Source organism: Brevundimonas sp. GW821-FHT12E07, from assembly GCF_058807035.1.
Genome location: NZ_JBXAQH010000003.1, coordinates 90,543 through 112,523 on the forward strand (window position 1 = coordinate 90,543; position 21,981 = coordinate 112,523).

Genomic DNA, 21,981 nt, shown 5'->3' on the forward strand with positions numbered 1-21,981 from the left:
ATCCGGGTTCCTGACAGCAGGGGCCTTCAGTCGTCGCCAAGGCCGCAAAGCCGGTCTCCATTCTCGGGGGCGGAGGATGGACGCAGTGGCTGCTCCGCCTGCAACTCCTTGTAGCGTCATAGCGATCTCGCGTGGGCTTGGGAAGCGGGCCAAGCCCTTCCGAACGTGACGAGGGTGGTATGTTGTATTGCTCGCCCCAACCGCTTCCGCTAACGGGTCATGCAAACCGGGGATTGCGAATTGACCACCCATATCATCACTGGAGGCGCCGGTTTTATTGGCGCAAATCTGGCGCGCGTCCTTCTGGATCAGGGAGATCGCGTCATCGCAGTGGACGATCTGTCACGCGGGAAACTCTCCACTTTGGCATCCCTGTCGGATCATCCGTCCTTCAGCTTCCGTCAGGCGGACTGCTCTGATTTTAAGGCGCTTTCGGACGTCGTGGCTGAGACGGGACCGATCGACGAGGTCTGGCACATGGCCGCCAACTCGGACATTCCCGCCGGGGTGGAAGATCCGCGGATCGACCTGCAACAGACCTTCATGACCACCTTCGTCATCCTCGAGGTTATGAAGAAGGCGAACATCCCGACCCTGCATTTCGCGTCCAGCTCGGCGATCTACGGAGACTTCGGCGATACGCTGATCCACGAAGACATCGGGCCGCTCCAGCCGATCTCGAACTACGGCGCCATGAAGCTGGCGTCGGAGGCGCAAATCCGGGCCGCGAGCGAGGCGTTTCTCGCCCGCGCCGACATCTTCCGGTTTCCCAACGTCATCGGCGTGCCCGCGACCCACGGCGTGATCTGGGACTTCGTCCGCAAGCTGAAAGATAACCCCGGCACGCTCGACGTGCTTGGAGACGGATCTCAGCAGAAGGCCTATCTGCACGTCGACGATCTGGTCGCCGCCATGTTGCACATTGCGGCTCTGCCGGGGTCATATCTGGTCTACAACATCGGTCCGACCGACGACGGCGTGACGGTCCGTTCAATCGCCGAGGCCGTGCGCGACCATGCGGAACCCGCCGCGACCATCGCCTATGGGGTAGGTGCGCGGGGCTGGGTCGGAGACGTGCCTCGCTTCCGGTATTCGGTCGAGCGGCTGATGGCCACCGGGTGGGCGCCGACTCTCGGTTCCGCGAACGCAGTAGAGCGGGCGGTCAAGGAGATTGTCCGCCAGGAGTTGTCGCGCTGATGCAAGCGATCATTCTGGCGGGGGGAAAGGGCACGCGGCTGGCTTCACGCCTGAACGGCCGTCCCAAACCCCTCGTCGACGTCTGCGGCGAGCCCCTGCTCGCACGGCAGTTGGACATGTTGGGACGCCACGGCGTGGATGACGTCGTGGTTCTGGTCAATCATGCGGCCGATCAGATCGAAGCGTTTTTCCAGTCGCGAACCGGCGGCCCCCGGGTTCGCCTGATCGATGACGGGGAGCCACGTGGGACGGCGGGCGCGGCTCTGGCCTGCCTCCCCGATCTCGCCGATCGCTTTCTCGTCGTCTACGGGGACACCCTGTTCGACATCGACATCGAGGCCATGGTCGCAGCGCATGAGGCCAGCGACGCGGATGTAACCCTTCTACTCCACCCCAACGACCATCCGGCGGACTCCGATCTTGTCGAGATCGACAGCGACGGTGAGGTGAAGGGATTTCACGGCTATCCGCATCCCGAAGGCGCGGAGCTGCGAAATCTGGTGAACGCGGCCTTCTATATTTGCGAGAAGCGCGCGCTCCTCCCGTGGGTCGACGCGGCTCCGCCCCTCGATTTCGCCAAGGATCTGTTTCCGCGGATGCTGGCGGCGGGGTCGAAATTCCACGGCTATGTGAGTTTCGAGTACATCAAGGACCTTGGCACGCCCAAACGCCTGGAGAAGGTCGAGAGGCATCTCGCTTCCGGCGTCGTCGAGCGCGCTCGCCGCACTGTCCCGCAGCGCGTGGTGTTCGTTGATCGCGACGGCACCCTGAACGTGCTGAGAGATTATGTGCGACGGCCGGAGGATCTGGTCCTCATCCCCGGCGCGGCGGAAGGCGTGCATCGCCTCAACGACGCGGAGTTTCGGGTCGTAGTCGTCACCAATCAGCCGGTCCTGGCGCGAGGCGAAGCGGATTTCGGGGACATGTCCCGGATACATGCCAGGCTCGAAAGCCTGCTTGGACAGGAGGGGGCCTATATCGACGCCCTCTATCTCTGCCCTCATCATCCGGACAGCGGATTCGCCGGGGAGGTGGTCGCGCTGAAGGGGCCCTGTCAGTGTCGCAAACCCGAGACGGGTCTGTTGGACCAGGCATCCCGGGTCATGGCCATCGACTATGCCAATTCATGGATGGTGGGTGACAGCACCTCGGACATTCTCGCCGGCCAGCGGGCCGGTGTAAGGACCATCCTCGTTCAGACCGGCGAAGGCGGGCGCGACGAAAAATGGTCGGCCCGCGCCGATTTCGTCGTCTCCGATTTCGCCGCGGCTGCGGCGCTCATAACCGAACAGGCGGCCGGAGCGGCGAAATGATCATTAGCCGAACACCCCTGCGAATGAGCTTCGTCGGGGGGGGCAGCGATATTGCCTCCTTCTACCGCAAACATGGCGGGGCGGTGCTCAGCACCGCGATAGACAAATACGTCTACATCACCGTCAACCGAAAGTTCGACGGTGGCATCAGGCTGGCCTATTCCCGAACGGAAGAGGTTTCCTCGCTTGAGGAAATCGACCACCGCCTCCTGCGGGCGACCTTCGAGATGCTGAACCTGAAAGGCGGCGTGGAGGTTACCACGACTGCCGACATCCCGTCGAAGGGCACCGGCCTCGGATCCTCCAGCTCGTTCACCGTGGGATTGATCCAGGCCATCTCGGCCTATCTGGGCAAGCATACTTCGGCCCAGGATCTCGCCGAGCGGAGCTGTGAAGTCGAAATCGAACGCTGTGGGGAGCCGATCGGCAAGCAGGATCAGTACGCGGCCGCTTATGGCGGATTCAATCTCATTGAATTCAACCCCGATGACAGCGTCAATGTATCGCCGGTCGTGATGAGAAGTGACATCAAGGATCTGCTCAAGCGGCGGATCATCACCTTCTACACCGGGGTGACCCGCAGCGCGTCCAACATTCTGAAGGAGCAGACGGCGGTGTCCGGCAGTGATGTCGACAAGCAGAATGCTCTCAGACGTATGGTTGAGCTGGCCTACATCACGAGGGACGAGTTGTCGCGCGGCAACGTGGATTCCTTTGGAGAGATTCTCCACGAGAACTGGATGCTGAAGAAGTCCCTTACCGCGGACATCAGCAACGGCTCTATCGACGGCTGGTATGAAGCGGCCATGGGGGCGGGAGCCATGGGAGGTAAGCTGCTCGGCGCGGGCGCAGGCGGCTTCATGATGTTTTATGCGCCGGTCGAGCGGCATGAGGAAATCGCCCAAGCCGTTGGCCTGCGTCAGGTCCATCTTGGATTTGAGCCGCTCGGCTCGCGGATTCTATTCTACAACCCGAGCTGACTGTTGGGAGCCGACGTATGACATTCTTTCCTGACCGCCTGTACGAAGACGGCGGAGCCTACGCGGGCAAGTATTTCCAGCTGCTGGGCGAGGCCTATGCCACTGTCGATCCTGCTGCCGTCGCGGCGGCTGGAAAGCTTTTGATCGAAGCGGCTTCCGCAGGGCGCATGATCTTTTCCTGCGGTAACGGCGGGTCGGCGGCCATCGCCAACCATCTGGTCTGCGACTGCATGAAGGGGGCTCGGACGAACAGCACGCTCAAGCCGAAGGTCAACAGTCTTTCGGCGACGATCGAACTCATCACCGCGATCGTCAACGACATCGGCTCCGAGCAGATGTTTTCGTATCAGCTGGAATCGATGGCTTCGGAAGGGGATATCCTGATCGCCATCAGTTCGTCCGGGGCGTCGCCGAATATCATAGCGGCCCTCAACCAGGCGAAGGCGATGAAGGTCAGGACGATCGCGATGACCGGATTCGGCGGCGGAGAGTCGGCAAAGCTGGCGGACGTCTCTCTGCATGTCGATGCCCAGAACTACGGCGTCGTCGAGGACACTCATCAGTCACTGATGCATATCCTGGCGCAGTATATGCGCCACGCGAACCTCGAAGCGCCTGAAAAGCTGGGTTCGCTCAAATTCTGATCGGCGACGTCTGGCGGGCAATCAGCCCTTGCTCGCCAGGCGCTGCTTCAGATACTGGCCATAGGAGCTCTTGCCGAGCTCTCCGGCGAGACGCTCCAGTTGCGTCCCGTCGATGAACCCCATTTCGAACGCGATCTCCTCCGGGCAGGCGATCTTGAAGCCTTGGCGCTTTTCCAGGGTGCGCACGAACTCGGCCGCTTCGATCAGGCTGTCCGGCGTCCCGGTGTCCAGCCAGGCGAAGCCTCGCCCCATGATTTCGACAGAGAGCTCCCCGCGGTCCAGATAGGCGCGGTTCACGTCCGTTATCTCCAGCTCGCCCCGGGCAGAGGGCGTCAGATTGGCGGCGATATCGACGACCTGGGCATCGTAGAAATAGAGCCCGGTCACGGCCCAGTTGGATCGCGGCGCGACGGGCTTCTCCTCGATTGAGCGCGCGGTCATGTTCTTGTCGAACTCCACCACCCCGTAACGTTCCGGATCCTGAACGTGATAGGCGAACACGGTCGCGCCGTGGGTGCGCGCGATGGCGCTTTCGAACAGGGAGCCGGCGCCGTGGCCGTAAAAGATATTGTCGCCCAGGATCAGGGCGGATGGTGAGCCCGCCACAAAATCCGCGCCGATGACGTAGGCTTGGGCCAGGCCGTCGGGGCTGGGCTGGACGGCGTATTCTATGTTCAGGCCCCAGCGCTGGCCGTCTCCGAGCAAGGCCTGGAACGAGGGCATGTCGCGCGGCGTCGAGATGATCAGGATGTCGCGAATGCCGGCCAACATCAGGGTCGACAGCGGATAATAGATCATCGGCTTGTCGTAGACGGGCAGCAACTGCTTCGAGATGACCTGGGTCATGGGATGCAGACGAGTGCCTGAGCCGCCCGCGAGGATGATGCCCTTCATTGATCCTGCTCCTTGGCGGCGATTTCAGCCACGACCTCCGGCACGAAGGCCTGCCAGGGCCTGGGTGTGATTCCGAACTGCTGCTGGATTTTGGTGGTGTTCAATCGCGAGTTGGAAGGGCGACGGGCAGGGGCGCCCAGATCCCGGGTGGCGATCCGCGTCACGCGGCCGCCGCCGCCGCCGGTCGCGACGATCTGTTCGGCAAATTCCCGCCAGGTCGCGTCGCCGGAGTTCACGAAGTGGAAGACGCCGCCGATCGGCTCGCGAGCCTCGATCACGGCTGAAGCGACCTGAACGATCACATCGGCCAGATCGGCGGCGGAGGTGGGATTCCCGATCTGGTCATCGACGACCGGGAAGGTGTCCCGGGTTTGGCTCAACTGGAGCACTGTCTTGAGGAAATTGCGTCCAAACGCACTGACGAGCCAGGCTGTGCGCAGTACCACGGCGCGCGGGTTGCCCGCGATCACGGCAAGTTCTCCCGCCAGCTTGCTCGCGCCATAGGCATTCGCCGGAACCACGGCGTCGGTCTCTTTATAGGGCTCGGGAGAGCGCCCGTCGAAGACGTAGTCGGTGGAAATGTGGATCAGGGGAATTCCAGCGTCGCGGGTTAGGTCAGCGAGAACGGCGGGGCCGAGCGCGTTGACGGCGAAAGCGTCGGCGACCTGGGCCTCAGCCTGATCCACGGCGGTGAACGCCGCCGCGTTGATGACCGCCGCATAGGGCCTCTCGGCGAAGGCGCGAGCGATGCTGACCGGATCCGACAGATCCAGAGCCTCGCGCCCGGGGGCGTGGATCGTAACGGTGTCGGGCCAGGCGGCTCTCCGGATTTCCCTTCCAAGCTGGCCTGCGCCGCCCGTGAGGAGAACGTGACGGATTGCGCCGCTCATGAAGCCCCCAAGCGCGCGGTCGCGTCCCGGGTGTCCAGAATCTGGCGCCACCAAGTCTGGTTCTGAAGATACCAATTCACCGTGGTTTCGATGCCCTTATCGAAGGTCACCTCCGGCTCCCAACCCAGCTCGCGGCGAATCTTGCCCGCGTCGATGGCGTAGCGCCGGTCATGGCCGGGACGGTCGGCGACGAAGGTGATTTGGTCGCTATAGGGCTTCCCGTCCGTGCGCGGATGCAGCCGGTCCAGGGTCGCGCAGATCGCTTGCACGACTTCCAGGTTGGTGCGCTCGGAGTTGCCTCCGATGTTGTAGGTCTCGCCGGGGACGCCGCTCTCGAACACGCGGCGCAACGCGCGGGCGTGATCCTCGACGAAGAGCCAGTCCCGCACGTTTTGCCCATCGCCATAAACTGGCAGAGCCTGGCCGCTGATCGCACGGATGATGACCAGGGGGATCAGTTTTTCCGGGAAATGATAGGGGCCGTAATTGTTCGAGCAGTTGGTGACGAGGACGGGCAGGCCGAAGGTGTGACCCCAAGCGCGCACCAGATGATCTGACGCGGCCTTGGACGCCGAATAGGGCGAGCGCGGATCATAGGCCGTGGTCTCCACGAAATGCCCGACGTCGCCCAGAGAGCCGAACACCTCGTCGGTCGAGATGTGGTGGAATCGGAATGCGTCCTGCTCCTCCGGCGAAAGGTCCCTATAGAAGCCAAGCGCCTCCTGAAGCAGGGTGAAGGTCCCCACGATATTGGTGCGGATGAAGTCGCCCGGCGAGTCGATCGAGCGGTCGACGTGGCTCTCGGCCGCGAGGTGGGCGATGACGTCGGGCCGGAAGGCCCGGATCGCTTCCCGGACGGCGGCCTGGTCGGCGATATCCGCTTGGACAAAACTGTAACGGCCGCTTTGGCTTGCCGGCTCCAGCGAACTTAGCAAGCCTGCATAGGTCAGCTTGTCCAGAACCATGACCGTATGTTCGGTGTCGCGGATCAATTGTCGCACCAAGGCGGACCCGATGAAGCCGGCGCCCCCCGTGACCATAACCCTCAAGGCGGATTTCGCAGCCATTACGCAGACTCCAGCTGCAGGTCGGAAAGGGGCCCGCCCTCGTAAACAAACGGACTTTCGAATGCGGCCAGGGTCTGCTGTCGCTGGTCCTTGTCCGACAGGGTAAGCGCCTCTGCGGCCATCGGCCAGTCGATGGCGATGTCCGGATCATCCCACGCCACGCCGCCATCGCACTCGCGCGAATAGGGGGCCGTCACCTTGTAGGCGACTTCGGTATTGGGCTCGAGGGTCAGGAAAGCGTGTCCGAACCCCTGTGGGATCAACAGGAGAAGGCCATTCTCCGCCGTCAGTTCCGCGCTGACCCAACGTCCGTAGCTCGGGGATCCTTTCCGCAGATCGACGGCATAGTCCATGATCCGCCCTCGCAGGCACCGAACCAGCTTGTCCTGGGCAAAGGGAGGCGACTGATAGTGAATCCCGCGCAGGGTGCCCGGTTGGACCGACAGGGAGTGATTGTCCTGCACGAAGCCGCGCGTGAATCCGAACTTGGCCAACATGGCTTCGGAATAGGTTTCGACGAACCACCCACGTTCGTCGCCATGCCTGCGTGTCGATATCAGCTTCACCGGCGAGGCAGACGAAATCATCGGGTGTCCTGTGGCGATCGCATGTTTCGGGCCAGTCGGCCGGTCTGCGCCGCCGTTGGACCGCCTCGATAGCGGGATGCTGACGTGTTGAAAAGTAGCGCGTGGCGAAACCGCCCGGTAGAAGACGAGCGTGACTATTCTACCTGTGAACGAGAGCGATCAAGGGATGGCTAGGTGGCTCTCCGCGATCCGATCAATGCTCGCGCGAAGAGCGGATCGACGGCGCGCCATTGATCGTCGGCGATGGGGCGTCGAGGCGGCGGATGCGTCGCGTCGGGCCTTCGACTGGGACGCCGCCATCGAAAACTACACTCTTTATCTAAGGCGAAGGCCGAAGGATCTGGGCGTCGCCTTGAGGTTGGCCCGGACACTTGAATCCGCGGGGCGTGTCGAGGAATCCGAGGCGCTGTTACGCCGTCTCGCCAACCGCCGGCCGGATAGTGTGGCGGTGCGCCAACACCTTGCCGCGGTGAGAGGTGAGGACGCCGGGTTACCGAGCGGCTTCCAGATGGACTACGCGCAGTCGCGCTATCAGGCCTTTCGCCAGAGCCTCGCGCTGCCCGAACCGCCGAAGACCTCGGGCGAGATCCATGTCCTCATGGACGGGCGAGGCGTCCAGCCGGCGTTACTGCGCGCCAGCTTGCTCAGCCTGAGGGGCCAGAGTCTCACCGACTGGACCGCCACCATTCAGGTGGACAGCGACCTGCTTCAGCATCCCCTCGCAAGTCTTGCGCTTGTCGATGACCGTATCCGGTTCATCGCGGACGCCCGGGAGGCGCGGAGCATCGGCGGTGCTCGTCATCTGCTTTTGCAACCCGGTTCGGTTCTGGAGCCTTTCGCGCTGGAATGGCTGCTGCACGCCGCCGTCCACACAGGATCGTCTCTGGTCTATGCCGATCATGACCGGAGCGCCGATCACTGGCTTTGGGGGCGGTTCTGGTTTGATCCTGCGCTGTTTGCCGACTCCCACATCGAGGATGTCGTCACCAACCGCCGCCCGCCCATCGCGCTGCTCTTGTCCTCAGGCGAGGTGAGGGATTTGCTTGAGGCGTGCAGTCCCGCCGGGCGCCGCCGTCTGATGCTGGCGCAAGATGTGGGAACGCGGCCTGTCCATCTACCGCTTCTGCTGGCGAGTCTTCTCGATTCGGTAGTCACTGACGACACGTTCGTGCCGCCCGCGGGGAGCGGGCCGGACTGGATCAGCGGAGACCTGTCTTGCAGGCCTGGTCGGGCCTCCGGACAAGACGACCTCGGAATTCTGGTGGTGATCCCCACGCGCGACGAAGCGGAATCTCTCAAGGCCATGGTCGACAGCCTGATCGGCCAGGCCGAGCGGCCGTCCCGGGTCGATATCCTGGTTGTCGACAACGGGAGCCGTCAGCCGGACACCCTCGATCTGATTGCGCAATGGCGTAGCGCCGGCGCCGTCGAGGTGATGACAGCGGACGAACCCTTCAACTGGTCGCGGCTGAACAATCTCGCGGCCCAGGGGCGTACTCAGGACGTCTTCCTGTTCGCCAATAACGACATGGAAATGCTGACGCCCGGCTGGGATTCGCGATTGGTCGCCTGTCTGGCGGCCGAAGGTGTCGGGGCAAGCGGCGCTCGCCTGCTCTATCCCGGAGGCCAGATTCAACACGCCGGAATGGCGCTGGGAGCTTTGGACGGCAAGCCGGTCCATGAAGGCCTCGGTGCGTCGCCGGACGACGAGGGGCCCTTGGGACGCTGGAAACGAAACCGGCCCGCGGCCGCGGTCACCGGAGCTTTTCTGGCGGTTCACCGATGGGTTTTTGAAGCTGTCGGCGGGTTTGAGGCCTTCGGCCTGGCCATCGCCTGTAACGATATCGACTTCTGCCTGCGCGTGCGCGCTATGGGTCTGACGGTGATGTACCAGGCGGATATCGAATTGATCCACCACGAATCCCGGACCCGAGGCCATGCGGACACCGACAGCAAGGTCGCCTGGGCCTCTGCAGAGATGGCAACGGTGCGCCAGACCTGGGGCGAAAGTTTCCTGCGCGATCCATCCCGCAGTCCGGCCTGGAAGGCCCGCGGCGCCAAGGTGTTTCACACCGTGCGTTCGCCGGACCCTGACATGGTCCTGGCCGGCCTCGATATATCCGACCCCTGGGGTGTCAGCCGCGCGTCAGATTGATCTCAGAGTATGCCCATACTGGCGTAAAAGGCCTGCATCCGAGCGGCGTAGGCCGGGGGGCTGAAAGCCTCGGCTCGCGCCCGGCCTCGAACGGCAAGGTCGGCACGCAAGGCGTCGTCCGCGTCGATCGTGCGAATGGCCGCCGCCATGTCCTCGATATCGTAGGGGTCGACCAGCAAGGCGGCCTCCGCCGCGATCTCGGGCAGAGACCCGGCATTGGAAGCGATCACCGGCGTGCCCAACATCATCGATTCGAGAACAGGCAGGCCGAAGCCCTCGTACAGGGACGGGAACAGGGTCGCCCGGGCGCCGCGCACCAGGTCCAGCAGAACCGCGCGCGGCATATAGTCGTATTTTCGCATCCGCCCGCCGGCGCCGAGGCCTCCAGCGATCAGTTCGGTCAGGAAGCCGCTTTCCTGCTCATCCATCCATGCCTTGCCGCCGATGACGACCAGCGGGGTCTCGCAGCCGCTGCGCAGATAGGCCTCGACCAGGCGGCCGAGATTCTTCTTGGGTTCGATCGCGCCGAAGTGGACGAAATAGCCCTTCCACGGCAGGGCGAATGTACTCTCGATCTCGTGTGCCACCTCGGCTTCGGGCCGATCGGTGACAGACCGGGGCAGGTCCGCGGACTGCCAGGTGGTGGTGACCCGGCGTTCGTCCGCGCCCAGCATCTGGATCACGTCCCGACGGGTGGTGTCAGACACGGTGACGATATGGTCCGCGTCGCGGACAATCCGCCGGCACAGATCCAGGAAGCGACGTTTGTCGTCCAGCGTGGTGTGCGGGAGCTTCAGGGGGATGAGGTCGTGGATCGTGTAGATGTTGGGTATCGCCCGCGCTCTGACCGGTGTGGGCAATGTCCAATGCATGACATCGGGAGCCCCGACCTCCGACTCGAATCGCAAGGGGGTGGTCACCCGATCGTTGGCGAAGGCGCGATTGGCGATGCGGTAGAGATCCCGCGACAGCCAGAAACCCTCTGCTTCCGGGATATGGCCGTGCTCGGGCCAGAGAACATGACCGCCGGGCGCCACGAACCGCGCGGACCGGCCGAAGCGGGCCAGGGCCGCCTGAACCCGCCGATTGGGCTTCGGCGTCGCCATGGCCGCCAGTCGCCGCCAGCGGGCATCGCCGGCCAAGACCTCCCGCAGGAGGGGGTCTTCCGGAACAGCCGATGGCGGAGCGTGAAGGATGTGCCGGTCGATCCCCGCAGTCCGCACCCCTTCCAGCAGGGTCCGTGCATAGGTCGCGATGCCCGAACCGGTCGCGAGCGCCAGGTTGTGGCCATCGATACAGACGGCGGTCACGCTCCGGCTCCGGGCTTTCTGGCGCGGCGGTGCGTGTTTCCCTTGGCGGCTTTGCGTCCTCGCGCCGGCTGGAGCGGTTCCGACGCGGAAGGATCGACAGGCGCGTGGAAATCCTCGGGCGGGAAATACAGCTTCAGGGCGCCGCGTCTTTCGCCGGCCGGCACGATCCGCGCGACCTGGAAATCCGCCCAGGCGACGGCCAGTTTGACCACTGCTTCCAGATCTCCAATCCCCCCGTGCTCGACGGCTCGCAGGCAGGCGGTTCCCTGTTCCAGGACATCAGCAGCCCGTCGAACGGCGTCGTCATCAGGCAGCGCGGCGCGCACGACCTGAGGCAGAGTCGCGTACCGCCATCCCTCGCCTGCCGGGACCGCAAGCACCATGGCCCAGCGTTCCTCGGGGGTCATGGCGTGGGACAAGAATTCCCATTCCCTCACATGCGGATCCCAGCGGTAGAAGCCTGGTCTGGAAGGGAGGCCTAACGCCTTCAGGGCATCGACTGCTTCTTCCAGCATCAGGGCCAGAACCTGACGGGCGGTCTGGTCCGAAGACGCGGCTGCATTCAGAACGTCATCGTCCTGACCCGGCGCCTCGGATTTTCCCGACATACGCCGGCCAAGCTGTTTGAACAGCGCCGTGAAACCAGGGAACTCCGGTCTGGCCACTGTTAGTTCACGGTCAAAGTGCTCGTGACGCTGACGTCGTAGATGATGCCGGTGATGCTGCGCACGAACTCGAAGAAGGTCTTCATCTCGGTCACGCTCGAGCGCGGGACGAAGATGACATCGTCCGGGCGGATCTCGAAGCCGTTGGCGATGAAGAAGCCGGTCGGCGACGACAGGTCCAGACGATAGATCACCGGCACGCCCTTGGGGGTCGGGGCCAGGTTCACACCGATCAGACTGGCCGCCTCGGGCCGCTCGAAACGGAACACCAGGACGGACCGGGCATTGGCCGTGGTGGCGTCGAGGCCGCCGAGTTGGCCCAAAGCGCCGGTCAGGGTCAGGGTCCCGCTCGGCATTTCCAGCTGGCTGACGCGGCCCAGGGCGCCGAAGCTGCTGTACCGGCGCGGAGCGTAGACGAGATTGACCTGATCGCCGCGCTTCAGCCGGATATTCTGGTCGAATTCGGAGAGCACCTTGCGCAGCGGCGCTTCATAGGTGGTTCCGGCGCGGTTCACAGTCACCCGGATGTCGTCGATGTTGCGGTTCGGGCCGCCGGCCGCCGCGATGGCGTCCAGCAGATTTTCCGCGCCCGGACGGACCGAGGCGCGGCCCGGGGTGCGCACCTCGCCTAGCACCACGATGCCGTTGGCGGGGCTGCTGGCGACGGCGACGAGAACCTGCGGATTGGCGACACGGCCTCTCAGGCTTCCGCGAACGGCTTCGGAGGCCTCGCGGGTGGTCATACCGGCGACATTCACCACTCCCCCGAACGGTATCACGATGGTTCCGTCTCGATCCACCATCAGGGCGGGCAGGGCTTGGTTGCCGCCCTGGATCGCCGCGCTCGTCGAAGACCCTCCCGATCGCGATGAGAACAGGCTGCCGCTTGGGTCGAAGATCGAGACCTGGAGCTCGTCGCCGATGTTGATCGTGTCCGCGGTGGTGGCGTTCGCAAGGGCCGCCAGGCTGGTCTCCTCAACCTTGGGGGCCTGCAGCAGTTTTTGGCTGACGGCATAGTCCAGATCGACGAGGGAGTAGGTCAGGCCGGCCGTTTCGACCCCGTCCTGCCGGGTGATCGACCGACCCGACGGGCCATCGGCCGGCAGGCCGGCGCAGGCGCCGAGAGAGGCGAGGAGGGCGAGAGTCGCGATACGGCGCATACGGGCAGGGTCCAGCATCATGGAGTTGAGTGTGATTAAGCAGTTTTGCCGAAACACGCCACGGCAATGTGTGGGCGAAAGCCTCGGGCGGGACGCGAAATCGTCCGATATCGCAATCCTCTATTGGCGAGGGGGCGCGGGAGGACTAGGCCGGAAATCCGCCAGTTTCCTCCCCGGTCGCAAGGACACCGATGCGTTTTGATCGTCTGTGCGTCGCCGCGCTTCTGCTGCCGCTATTCACCTCAGCCTGCCTGGGCGTCACGCCCGCGGGAGGTATTCCCGCCGCGCCGGCTTCGGTCGCCGAAGTCGCCCCCCCCGCCCGCGGGCCTTTCGTCGCCGCCGCCAATCCGCTGGCGGTCGAGGCCGGGCTGAATGTGCTCAAACGCGGCGGCTCCGCCGTTGATGCGGCGGTCGCGGTCCAGGCGGTGCTGGGTCTGGTCGAGCCGCAGTCCTCGGGTCTGGGCGGTGGGGCCTTCATGATGGTCTACGACGCGGCGACGAAATCGGTCACCGCCTATGACGGGCGCGAGACCGCCCCGGCCGCCGCGACGCCCGAACTCTTCTATGAGGACGGCAAGCCCCTGCCGTTCCAGCAGGCCGTGCTCAGCGGACGCTCGACCGGCGTGCCGGGCGCCGTCGCCATGCTCGGTCTCGCCCAGAAGGACCACGGCAAGCTGGCCTGGAGCGAGCTGTTCGGCGACGCCGAACGTCTGGCCCGCGATGGCTTCGTGGTCAGCCCGCGTCTGGCCTCGATGATCGCCCTGCCGGCCAACTACGGTCAGGGCCACACCCGTTGGGCGGACGCCTATTTCACCAAGCCGGACGGGACCCGCTATGTCGCCGGGGATGTGATCAAAAACCCCGCCTATGCCGAGACCGTTGCGACCCTGGCGCGCGACGGCGCCCGCGCCCTGTACGAGGGGCCCATCGCCGAGGCCATCGTCGCCGCGACCCATGAGGCGCCGCGCCCCGGATCCCTGACGACCGCCGACATGGCCGCCTATACGGCGATCGAGCGCGGGGCCCTGTGTCGCCCGTTCCGGGTCTATGTGATCTGCGTGCCGCCGCCGCCGTCCAGCGGGGTGGCCGTACTGCAACTGCTGGAGATGTCGGAATATTCTCCGGACCTGGCCTGGGGGCCGGACAATGCGGCCTCCTGGGTCGCCTTCGCCCAGCTGCAGCGACTGATGTACGCCGACCGCGACCGCTATGTCGGCGATCCGGCCTTCGTCGGCGTTCCGGTCGAGGGGCTGCTGGACGAAGACTATGTCGCCGGCCGCGCGGAACTGGCCTCCGGCCTGACCGGGGCGGCGACGGCGGGCACGCCCCCGGGTGGCGTCTTCCGCGGCGGCGACGCCACGCGCGAGCCGGGCGGCACCAGTCACATGGTCATCATCGACGCCGAGGGGAATGCGGTCAGCATGACCACGACGGTCGAGAGCATCTTCGGCTCGGGTCGGATGGTCGACGGCTTCTTCCTGAACAACCAGCTGACCGACTTCTCCTTTGTCCCGACCCGTCCGGACGGCGGGGAGGCGGCCAATGCGGTGGCGCCGGGCAAGCGGCCCCGGTCGTCGATGTCGCCGATCATCATTCTGGATCAGCAGGGCAATCTGGTCGGCGCCGTGGGCTCGCCCGGCGGCTCCTCCATCCTCGCCTACAATACAAAGGGGCTGATCGGGACCCTGGTCTGGGGACTGCCCGTCCAGGCGGCGTTCGCCCTGCCCAATCTGGTGGCCAAGGGTGACGGCTTCGGCGCGGATACGGACCGGTTCAGTCCGGCCCTGCGCGCAGGCATGGACGCGGCAGGCATCCACATCCAACCGAACGCGTCGGAGAACTCGGGCCTGCACGGCGCCCTGTGGCGGCGCGCGGCGGACGGAACCTGGGGCTGGGACGGCGGCGCCGACGACCGCCGCGAAGGTCAGGCCCGCACGCATTGAGGCGTCGGCCTGACCGTCAGGTCAGGTCGAGCGTCGCGCCACCGGCGAGATCGAGGGCTCCGGTGGTCTTCGCCAGCTGATCGAAGGCCGCGATGATGTGGTAGAAGGAGCTGGCCGGCGCGGGTTCGTCAATGAAGTCGCCCGCCGGCAGCCGCTTGTCGCGCCACAGCCCGTCTTCCGTCAGATAGAGCTTGAGCGCGCGCAGGGCGGCGGCGGCGTCATCAAGCAACGCCTGCTGCTCGCCGTCTTCCGCCCCTTCGGCCAGGATCAGCGAGGCCTTCAGCCATTCGGTCTGGGGCCACAGACGGGCCCGGCGACTGCGCAGGGTCAGGTCATCGTTCATGGCGTCCACGGCGACCGGCGGGCGGTGGGCGATCCCCTTGCGGCCGTTGCGATAGAGCTGACGCGCCGCCTCCGAGGCCGCGGCGTTGCCGCTGGCGTTGCCGTAGCGGGCCAGAAGCCAGGCCCATTCGAACTGGTGGCCGGGCTCGACCAACCGGCCGTCCTCTCCGGCGGCGGGCTTCCAGTCCTCGCCGAAGAACTCTCTCAGATAGCCGCCCTCGGCGTCGATGAAGGTCGACAGGGCCAGGCCCGCGACCCGGTCCGCCAGGGCCTGCCAGGCCGGATCCGTGCTGAGGCTCGACCAGGCCAGGGCGGCCTCGAACAGATGCATATGGGCGTTGGACTGATACGGATGGTCGCCGACCTCGGGCAGGGCGCCGTTGGGCAGGGCGCCGGCCAGAAGGTGGTCACGCAGCCGCGCGGCGTCGGCTTCGAGCCCCGCGTCATCCAGACCCGCCCTCGCGGTCGCATAGAGGGCGAACAGGACGAAGGCCTGGTCGTACAGGGCCGCGCTTTCGTCCAGCGGCGTCCAGTCGTGGGCCAGCAGGGCGCGAGAGGCGCCGTCCTCGCGCAGATAGGACTGACGCAGCCGGGCGAGGGCGGCCGTGACGATCGACCGCCACGGTCCCTGCCAGCCCAGGGCGCCGGCCTGGGAATAGACGAAGATCTGGCGCGTCTGCACCCGTGCGCGGCGCGCGGCGAGCGTGGGCTGGCCGGCCAGGGTCAGGGATTCGCGGAAGCCGCCCTCGGCGTCGAAGCCCACCGTCGACCAGATCGGCAGGGCGCGCAGCCGCAGCCAGTCGGCGAACCATCGTCCGCCCTCCACAAGACCCTCCGGAGGCGTCCGGTCGAAGTCCAGATGTTTGGGCGAGATGGTCCGCACCCGCTCGACCAGTCGCTTGACCTCCTGGGAGCGGCTGAGGTCGCACACCAGCACCGCATCGTGCTCGACGATGATGCCGATGTCGCTGACGCCCAGGGCGGCGACCATTACCCCGTCGGGGGCCCGGGTCAGGACTCGCTCGGCGTCTTCCAGAATCCGGATGCCGGTCGAACCCTCGCCGCTTCCGGCGATGGCGTCCCACGCCCCGAGGTCGGACCAGGCGAAATCGACCGCCAGCACCGAGGCCTTCTGGGTGCGTTCCATCACCGCATAGTCGATCGAGATCTTGGGCGACGCGAGGAAGGCGTCCTCCAGCGTCTGCATGGACGGTCCCTCGGTCGCCGGCGGCAGGGCCGAGGCCGCGGCGGCCAGGACGGCCGGGGCGTATTTCTCGAGATCGGTGGTCAGGGCCGCGGCCGAGACGATGAAATTGCCGCTGTTCCACAGATAGCCGGAGGCGATGAACTCGGCGGCGGCTTCGGCGTCGGGCTTTTCGTGGAAGGAATCGACCGCCGAAAGGCCCGGGCCCGTCGGCTTGACGTAGCCATAGGCTGAGGACGGTTCGGTGGGCTTGACGCCCAGGGTGACGATACGACCGTTCTTCGCCTCGGTCGTGGCCTCGACCACCGCGCGGCGGAAGGCGGTGGCGTCGGGAATATAGTGGTCCGAGGCGACGAAGCAGATGACCCCCTCGGGATCGTGACGGCGCACCCAGGCGGCCGCGGCAGCCATGGCGGCGGCGGAATCGCGCGGCTGGGGCTCCAGCAGCACCTGGGCCTCGATGCCGATCTCGGACAGCTGGTCGGCGATGACCTCGCCGTGGGGCACGCCGCCGACCACGATCAGCCGTCCGCCGCCCGCCGCCAGTCCGGCGACGCGCTCGACCGTGTCCTGGAACAGGGAGCGGTTGCCGGCTAGGGCGATGAACTGTTTCGGACGCGAGGGACGGGACGCCGGCCACAACCGGGTTCCGGAACCGCCACACATGATCACGGGGAAGAAGGCCATGGCGATACCTACAAGTGCATGATGGGCTTGGGAAAGGTCCGCCATGCTGCACTGCGATACAAGCGGGTGAGCGTGGCGTTGAAGTAACATCGCATCGTTATGCGACTGTCCTGTTCTGGGGCAGGCGAATCTCGAAGGTCGTGCCACTGGGCCCCGTATCGACAAGCCTGAGCTCGCCGCCGTGATTGGCCGCCAGTTCGCGCGAAATGGTCAGGCCGAGGCCCGTCCCCTCGGAGGCCTTGCCGCTGACGAAGGCTTCGAACAGGCGTTCCGACAGGCGCGGCGGAATGCCCGGGCCGTCGTCGGCGATCAGGATCACGGCGCTCTCGCCGTCGGTCGCGGCCTCGATGCGGATGACGCCCTTGCCCTTGCGCGCGCCCCGGGTCGCGTCGGCCTCGATGGCCTGGCGGGCGTTACGCATCAGATTGACCAGGATGCGGTGCAGCTGGTCGCTGTCGGCGATGACGGCGAAGCGGGGCGGAATGGACTTGGTCAGACGCACGCCCGACGGGTCCAGCCCGGCGTCCTCGGCGGCGCTGGCTGCGGCGGCGGCCAGGGGAATGCGGATCAGCACCGGCGCCGGCTCCTCGGACTTGCCGTAGTCGAGGACATTGCGGGTCAGGGCGGCGGCGCGGCCCAGGGCCCGCTCCAGACGCGGCATGGCCTTGGCCACCTGCGGATCGGCGGAGGAAGCCAGACGTTCGGACGCCATCTGGGCCGAGGTCAGCATGTTCCGGAGGTCGTGGTTGATCTTGGCCACCGCCTCGCCCAGCGCCACCAGACGCGAGCGGGCGCGCAGCGACTGGCGGACCTCGTCCTGCATCCGCGCCAGCTCGCGCTCGACCCGGCCGATCTCGTCGTGACGGTCCGACGGCGTAGGGGCGACGGTCTCCACGTCGGCGGCGAAGCCTTCGATCGAGCGTGTCACCCGCCTCAGCGGCTGCAGCACCAGAAACGCCAGACCCGCATAGAGCAGGGCGCCAGCGACCATGGAGATCACCATCGACACCAGCAGGCTGTTCAGCAGAAAGGCGCGCAGCTCCAGCTTCAGCGGCTGGGCCGGCGCCACCACGTCGATGAAGTCGCCTGACCGGTAGCGCGGCTTGGCCCGCACCCGGATCGAGCGGTCGGGCGCACCGTTCAGGGTCACCACAGGGTCCCACAGGCGGGCGGCCAGGCTGCGGCGGCGCAGGTCGATGAAGTCGGGCGCCCGGGTCAGCTGCGGCGCCTGCAGCAGTTGACGCATCACCCCCTGATCCGAAATCGCCACCGCGGAAACGCCGCCGATGCGCAGCATGCTCTCGGCGGTGTTGTCGTCCACGGCGTTGTACGGCAGGGCCTCGACCCCGACCGAAGCCAGCTCGGCGGCCTGCAGCCGATCCGACAGCCAGCGCTCGTGGAAGGAGGCGGCGCTGGGGGCGATGATCAGGGCCTCGACCGCCAGGGTGAAGGCGACGGTCAGCAGCAGCAGGCGTGACGACAGGCCGTCCGGCGCGTGGGGCGTCAGCCGTTCGCGCCAGTCGGCGGGAATGTTGAGGCGCTGGCGCACCTTTCCGACGAGATCGTCACCCAGACTCATACGTCCGGCCCTGCAAGGTTCGCGCCGCTGTGACGCTTCACGGGAGGACCTTGGGCGATGCCGCCCTGGCTGTGAATCGGGTCTGTACCCCCTTCAGGGCGAACGGCAGGACGACGGCCAGGATGAAGACGCCCGTCATCGGGGCCCAGAACTGGCCGAACAGGGCCTGGAAATCGGGATTGGGGTCGTTGGCCAGCAAGGCGTTCAGCCGCGCCCCGATCCAGCAATAGATGATGTGCGCGGGCAGGAGGCCGATCACCGTCGCGATCACATAGGGCAGCAGTCGAACCCCCATGACGCCGGCGGCGATATTGATCATGTGGAAGGGCACCACCACGGCCAGACGTGAGGCCAGAACGTACCAGAACGTATCCTTGTCGATGGCGACGCAGACCTTCTGCATCAGGCCGGCGTTCTGTTCGGCCCGCTCGCGCATCGACCGGCCCAGCGCCGAACGCGCGACGCCATAGACGATCAGGGCCCCGAGGGTGGCGGCGATGGAGGTCGAAACGCCGCCGACCCACGGTCCGAACAGATAGCCGGCCGTGATGGTCACGAAGAAGACGCCCGGCACCACACTGGCGGTGGCGATGGTGAAGATGGCCATCAGCACCAGAAGGCTGACGATCCAGTGGTCTGCGGTGAAGGCGCGCAGCTCTCCCCCGTGCACACGCAGGGTCTCCAGCGACAGATAGCGGTTCCAGCCCATGCCGAAGATCAGGGCGGCGACACCGGCCAGAAGGATAAGGGGCGCGAAACGCCTCAGACGATTCATTCAAACTCCGACACGCGACCGCGTGCGATAAGGGCTTTTGGGCTCGTTACGGCGTTGACTCATGCCGATAGGCCCCTTATACGCCCGCCCTCCTGCAGCGGACGCTTATCTGTCCGTAGCGACCACATTCAACCCGAGGAGCCGACCGTGAAGCGGACCTATCAGCCGTCGCGACTCGTGCGCAAGCGCCGTCACGGCTTCCGTTCGCGGATGGCCACCAAGAACGGGCAGAAGATCGTTGCGCGCCGTCGCGCCAAGGGCCGCAAGAAGCTGACTGCTTAAGCGGCCTGTATTCTTCCCCCCAATTCCTTACCTTGGGGGAAGAACCATGACGGATGTTCTGAAAATCGAACGCCTGACCTCGCGGCCCCAGTTCCTGGCGGCCGCGAAAGGCGTTTCTCAGGCCCGCGGCGCCGTAGTCGTCCAGCGGCTGGACCGGGGCGACGGCGATCCGGTCGTGCGCGTGGGCTTCACCGCCACCCGCAAGGTCGGCGGCGCCGTGGTTCGCAACCGGGCCAAACGCCGTCTGCGCGAGGCCGCCCGCGCCCTCGTTTCCGATCACGGGGTGCCGGGCAGCGACTATGTGTTGATCGCCCGCATGGGCACCGCGGCCCGCGAGTGGCCCCGTTTGCTTGACGACGTGAAATCGGCGCTTACAAGGCTGGCGACCGCGCCGGCGCCTCCGGCAGGGACTTCTGGCGACACGCCATCCGCTGCCCGCGACAAAACTTCCCAGGACCGCTGACCGAATGAAATTCGATAATGCCCGCAACACGGTGATCTTCGTGATCTGCACCGTGGTGATCCTGATCCTGTATCAGATCTTCGTCCTGGAGCCGCAGAGCAAGGCGCGTCGCGCCGCCATGGCCGCGCACGAGACCAGCCAGACCCAGGCGGGCGGCAAGCCGGGCGTGACCAACGCCGTCGGGCCCCAGACGACGCCGACCAGCGCGAATTTCGTCACGGACCGCACCCAGGCTCTGGGCGGCGCCGCGCGCGTGCCGATCTCGACCCCGACCCTGAAGGGCTCGCTGTCGCTGCAGGGCGGCCGTATCGACGACCTGTTCCTGACCAAATACCGCACCACCATCAAGCCGGACTCCGGCCTGGAGGAACTGTTCCGCCCGCAGGGCATGGAGCACGCCTATTTCGCCCAGTTCGGCTGGGCCGCGGCCAACCTGCCCGGCGGCGTTCCCGGTCCGAACACCGTCTGGTCGCTGACCAATGGCTCCACCCTGACGCCGGCGACCCCGATCACCCTGACCTGGGACAACGGCCAGGGTCTGCGTTTCGTCCGCGTCGTCTCGATCGACGACCAGTATATGTTCGCGGTCAAGGACACGGTCACCAACCTGGGAACCCAGGCCGTGACCCTCGCCCCCTACGGCCGCGTTGAGCGCCAGGGCGTGCCGCCGGCGCTCGGCAAGACCCAGATCCTGCACGAGGGCGCCATCGGCACCTTCAGCACCGACAACGGCAAGGGCTATTCGACCGAACAGCTCAAGTACAAGGCCTGGGAGAAGAAGCCGCTCGAGGAGCGTGACTCGAAGGGCGGCTGGCTCGGCATTACGGACAAATACTGGATGGCGGCCCTGATCCCCACCCAGACCGAGACGGTCAAGGCCCAGTTCAAGGTCGAGGATGCGACCCACGTCGACATCCACATCGCCCAGATGCTGGGCGCCTCGCACACCATCCAGCCGGGCCAGACGATCACCGAACAGCAGCACCTGTTCGCCGGCGCCAAGCGCAACGAGATCCTCGCCGGCTATGAGAAGTCGCTCGGCCTGCCGCGCTTCATCTACGCCATCGACTGGGGCTTCCTGTTCTTCCTGACGCGCCCGATCTTCCTGCTGGTCGAGTTCTTCTACGGCCTGGTCCACAATTTCGGCGTGGCCATCCTGCTGCTGACGCTGACGATCAAGCTCATCATGTTCCCGCTGGCGAACAAGAGCTACGAGAGCCTGTCGAAGATGCGCAAGCTCCAGCCCAAGATGGAAGCCATCAAGGCCGCGCATAAGGACGACCCGGCCGCCCAGCAGCGCGAGACCATGGCGCTGTACCAGTCCGAAAAGATCAATCCGCTGGCGGGCTGTCTGCCCATCCTGGTGCAGATCCCGGTCTTCTACGCCCTGTACAAGGTGCTCTACGTCACCATCGAGATGCGGCATGCGCCCTTCTTCGGCTGGATTCGCGACCTGTCGGATCGCGACCCCACCAACATCTGGAACCTGTTCGGCCTGATCCCCTGGGACCCGGCCACTGCGCCCCTGATCGGCGGTTTCCTGTCACCCCACGTCGGCGGCGGCTTCACCCTGGCGCTCAGCGTCCTGGCCATCATCTACGGCCTGACCATGTGGCTGCAGCAGGCCATGAACCCGCCCGCGCCCGATCCGGTCCAGCGCCAGATCTTCATGTTCATGCCCCTGGTCTTCACCTTCATCATGGCCAGCTTCCCGGCCGGCCTGCTGGTCTACTGGGCGTGGAACAACATCCTCTCGATCGTGCAGCAGTATTTCATCATGCACCGCTTCAAGGCCGAGAACCCGATCGACGACTTCTTCGCCAAGCTCAAGAAGGCGACCTGAG

The 21,981-nt window shown here is 65.7% G+C and carries 19 protein-coding genes; 9 read left to right on the top strand and 10 right to left on the bottom strand.

Features of this window, described 5'->3' with window-relative positions; genetic code table 11:
- The first annotated feature begins 240 nt into the window (after positions 1–240).
- From AC1ROD_RS12155 to AC1ROD_RS12170, 4 genes are read left to right on the top strand one after another with little or no spacing between them, the layout of a single operon-like run.
- The gene (locus tag AC1ROD_RS12155) at positions 241–1,197 is read left to right on the top strand and encodes an NAD-dependent epimerase/dehydratase family protein (protein ID WP_492948527.1); all 957 of its coding nucleotides are present in this window, start codon (positions 241–243) and stop codon (positions 1,195–1,197) included.
- Entirely contained in the window at positions 1,197–2,510 is a 1,314-nt protein-coding gene (locus AC1ROD_RS12160; RefSeq protein WP_492948528.1) for an HAD-IIIA family hydrolase, read from the top strand. The genes AC1ROD_RS12155 and AC1ROD_RS12160 overlap by 1 nt, the downstream gene beginning before the upstream one ends.
- Positions 2,507–3,490, top strand: coding sequence for a GHMP family kinase ATP-binding protein (locus AC1ROD_RS12165; protein WP_492948529.1), 984 nt, complete (start codon positions 2,507–2,509; stop codon positions 3,488–3,490). The genes AC1ROD_RS12160 and AC1ROD_RS12165 overlap by 4 nt, the downstream gene beginning before the upstream one ends.
- Positions 3,491–3,507: 17 nt before the next feature.
- Positions 3,508–4,134, top strand: a complete 627-nt coding sequence (locus AC1ROD_RS12170; protein WP_492948530.1) for an SIS domain-containing protein — start codon at positions 3,508–3,510, stop codon at positions 4,132–4,134.
- 21 nt (positions 4,135–4,155) lie between these two features.
- Here the strand turns inward: AC1ROD_RS12170 and rfbA are convergent, their stop codons facing one another.
- From rfbA to rfbC, 4 genes are read right to left on the bottom strand one after another with little or no spacing between them, the layout of a single operon-like run.
- On the bottom strand, positions 4,156–5,028 hold the full coding sequence (rfbA, locus tag AC1ROD_RS12175) for a glucose-1-phosphate thymidylyltransferase RfbA (RefSeq protein ID WP_492948531.1): 873 nt from the start codon (positions 5,026–5,028) through the stop codon (positions 4,156–4,158).
- Positions 5,025–5,969, bottom strand: a complete 945-nt coding sequence (gene rfbD / locus AC1ROD_RS12180) for a dTDP-4-dehydrorhamnose reductase (protein WP_492949072.1) — start codon at positions 5,967–5,969, stop codon at positions 5,025–5,027. The genes rfbA and rfbD overlap by 4 nt, the downstream gene beginning before the upstream one ends.
- A complete protein-coding gene (gene rfbB, locus AC1ROD_RS12185) occupies positions 5,915–6,967 on the bottom strand; it encodes a dTDP-glucose 4,6-dehydratase (RefSeq protein ID WP_492949073.1) in 1,053 nt (350 codons plus the stop codon). Before rfbB ends, rfbD begins: the two co-directional genes overlap by 55 nt.
- A gap of 17 nt (positions 6,968–6,984) precedes the next feature.
- Positions 6,985–7,572 (bottom strand): dTDP-4-dehydrorhamnose 3,5-epimerase, encoded by a 588-nt coding sequence (gene rfbC / locus AC1ROD_RS12190; RefSeq protein ID WP_492948532.1) that lies wholly within the window; start codon positions 7,570–7,572, stop codon positions 6,985–6,987.
- A gap of 130 nt (positions 7,573–7,702) precedes the next feature.
- Between rfbC and AC1ROD_RS12195 the strand changes: the two genes are divergently transcribed.
- Positions 7,703–9,727 carry a glycosyltransferase gene (locus AC1ROD_RS12195; protein ID WP_492948533.1) on the top strand — a complete coding sequence of 675 codons (2,025 nt, stop codon included), beginning with the start codon at positions 7,703–7,705 and terminating at the stop codon, positions 9,725–9,727.
- Between the two features lie 2 nt (positions 9,728–9,729).
- Here AC1ROD_RS12195 and AC1ROD_RS12200 read toward each other — a convergent pair whose 3' ends face one another.
- The 3 genes from AC1ROD_RS12200 to AC1ROD_RS12210 are packed head-to-tail and all read right to left on the bottom strand — an operon-like array spanning position 9,730 to position 12,862.
- The gene (locus AC1ROD_RS12200; RefSeq protein WP_492948534.1) at positions 9,730–11,037 is read right to left on the bottom strand and encodes a glycosyltransferase family 4 protein; all 1,308 of its coding nucleotides are present in this window, start codon (positions 11,035–11,037) and stop codon (positions 9,730–9,732) included.
- Positions 11,034–11,702, bottom strand: a complete 669-nt coding sequence (locus AC1ROD_RS12205) for a hypothetical protein (protein ID WP_492948535.1) — start codon at positions 11,700–11,702, stop codon at positions 11,034–11,036. Before AC1ROD_RS12205 ends, AC1ROD_RS12200 begins: the two co-directional genes overlap by 4 nt.
- 2 nt (positions 11,703–11,704) lie before the next feature.
- Positions 11,705–12,862 carry a polysaccharide biosynthesis/export family protein gene (locus AC1ROD_RS12210; protein WP_492948536.1) on the bottom strand — a complete coding sequence of 386 codons (1,158 nt, stop codon included), beginning with the start codon at positions 12,860–12,862 and terminating at the stop codon, positions 11,705–11,707.
- A gap of 191 nt (positions 12,863–13,053) precedes the next feature.
- On the opposite strand from AC1ROD_RS12210, the gene AC1ROD_RS12215 reads away from it, so the two are divergent.
- A complete protein-coding gene (locus AC1ROD_RS12215) occupies positions 13,054–14,805 on the top strand; it encodes a gamma-glutamyltransferase family protein (RefSeq protein ID WP_492948537.1) in 1,752 nt (583 codons plus the stop codon).
- A gap of 16 nt (positions 14,806–14,821) precedes the next feature.
- Here AC1ROD_RS12215 and AC1ROD_RS12220 read toward each other — a convergent pair whose 3' ends face one another.
- From AC1ROD_RS12220 to AC1ROD_RS12230, 3 genes are read right to left on the bottom strand one after another with little or no spacing between them, the layout of a single operon-like run.
- Positions 14,822–17,083: an AGE family epimerase/isomerase gene (locus AC1ROD_RS12220; RefSeq protein WP_492948538.1), complete on the bottom strand. Its 2,262-nt coding sequence runs from the start codon at positions 17,081–17,083 to the stop codon at positions 14,822–14,824.
- A 52-nt stretch (positions 17,084–17,135) separates the two neighbouring features.
- Entirely contained in the window at positions 17,136–18,617 is a 1,482-nt protein-coding gene (locus AC1ROD_RS12225) for a sensor histidine kinase (RefSeq protein ID WP_492948539.1), read from the bottom strand.
- A gap of 37 nt (positions 18,618–18,654) precedes the next feature.
- Positions 18,655–19,392, bottom strand: coding sequence for a TVP38/TMEM64 family protein (locus tag AC1ROD_RS12230; protein WP_492948540.1), 738 nt, complete (start codon positions 19,390–19,392; stop codon positions 18,655–18,657).
- A gap of 147 nt (positions 19,393–19,539) precedes the next feature.
- Between AC1ROD_RS12230 and rpmH the strand changes: the two genes are divergently transcribed.
- From rpmH to yidC, 3 genes are read left to right on the top strand one after another with little or no spacing between them, the layout of a single operon-like run.
- Positions 19,540–19,674: a 50S ribosomal protein L34 gene (gene rpmH, locus AC1ROD_RS12235; RefSeq protein WP_013268133.1), complete on the top strand. Its 135-nt coding sequence runs from the start codon at positions 19,540–19,542 to the stop codon at positions 19,672–19,674.
- 46 nt (positions 19,675–19,720) lie between these two features.
- Complete coding sequence (locus tag AC1ROD_RS12240) at positions 19,721–20,137, top strand: ribonuclease P protein component (RefSeq protein ID WP_492948541.1); 417 nt, start codon at positions 19,721–19,723, stop codon at positions 20,135–20,137.
- 4 nt (positions 20,138–20,141) lie between these two features.
- On the top strand, positions 20,142–21,980 hold the full coding sequence (gene yidC / locus AC1ROD_RS12245; RefSeq protein WP_492948542.1) for a membrane protein insertase YidC: 1,839 nt from the start codon (positions 20,142–20,144) through the stop codon (positions 21,978–21,980).
- The last annotated feature ends 1 nt before the right edge of the window (position 21,981 follow it).

Bases quoted from the DNA above. Each gene is read 5' to 3' on its own strand.
- rfbA (WP_492948531.1), bottom strand. From the start codon at position 5,028: ATGAAGGGCATCATCCTCGCGGGCGGCTCAGGCACTCGTCTGCATCCC.
- AC1ROD_RS12240 (WP_492948541.1), top strand. From the start codon at position 19,721: ATGACGGATGTTCTGAAAATCGAACGCCTGACCTCGCGGCCCCAGTTC.
- yidC (WP_492948542.1), top strand. From the start codon at position 20,142: ATGAAATTCGATAATGCCCGCAACACGGTGATCTTCGTGATCTGCACC.
- AC1ROD_RS12230 (WP_492948540.1), bottom strand. From the start codon at position 19,392: ATGAATCGTCTGAGGCGTTTCGCGCCCCTTATCCTTCTGGCCGGTGTC.
- AC1ROD_RS12220 (WP_492948538.1), bottom strand. From the start codon at position 17,083: ATGGCGGACCTTTCCCAAGCCCATCATGCACTTGTAGGTATCGCCATG.
- AC1ROD_RS12210 (WP_492948536.1), bottom strand. From the start codon at position 12,862: ATGCGCCGTATCGCGACTCTCGCCCTCCTCGCCTCTCTCGGCGCCTGC.
- AC1ROD_RS12225 (WP_492948539.1), bottom strand. From the start codon at position 18,617: ATGAGTCTGGGTGACGATCTCGTCGGAAAGGTGCGCCAGCGCCTCAAC.
- AC1ROD_RS12160 (WP_492948528.1), top strand. From the start codon at position 1,197: ATGCAAGCGATCATTCTGGCGGGGGGAAAGGGCACGCGGCTGGCTTCA.
- rfbC (WP_492948532.1), bottom strand. From the start codon at position 7,572: ATGATTTCGTCTGCCTCGCCGGTGAAGCTGATATCGACACGCAGGCAT.
- AC1ROD_RS12215 (WP_492948537.1), top strand. From the start codon at position 13,054: ATGCGTTTTGATCGTCTGTGCGTCGCCGCGCTTCTGCTGCCGCTATTC.
- AC1ROD_RS12170 (WP_492948530.1), top strand. From the start codon at position 3,508: ATGACATTCTTTCCTGACCGCCTGTACGAAGACGGCGGAGCCTACGCG.
- AC1ROD_RS12165 (WP_492948529.1), top strand. From the start codon at position 2,507: ATGATCATTAGCCGAACACCCCTGCGAATGAGCTTCGTCGGGGGGGGC.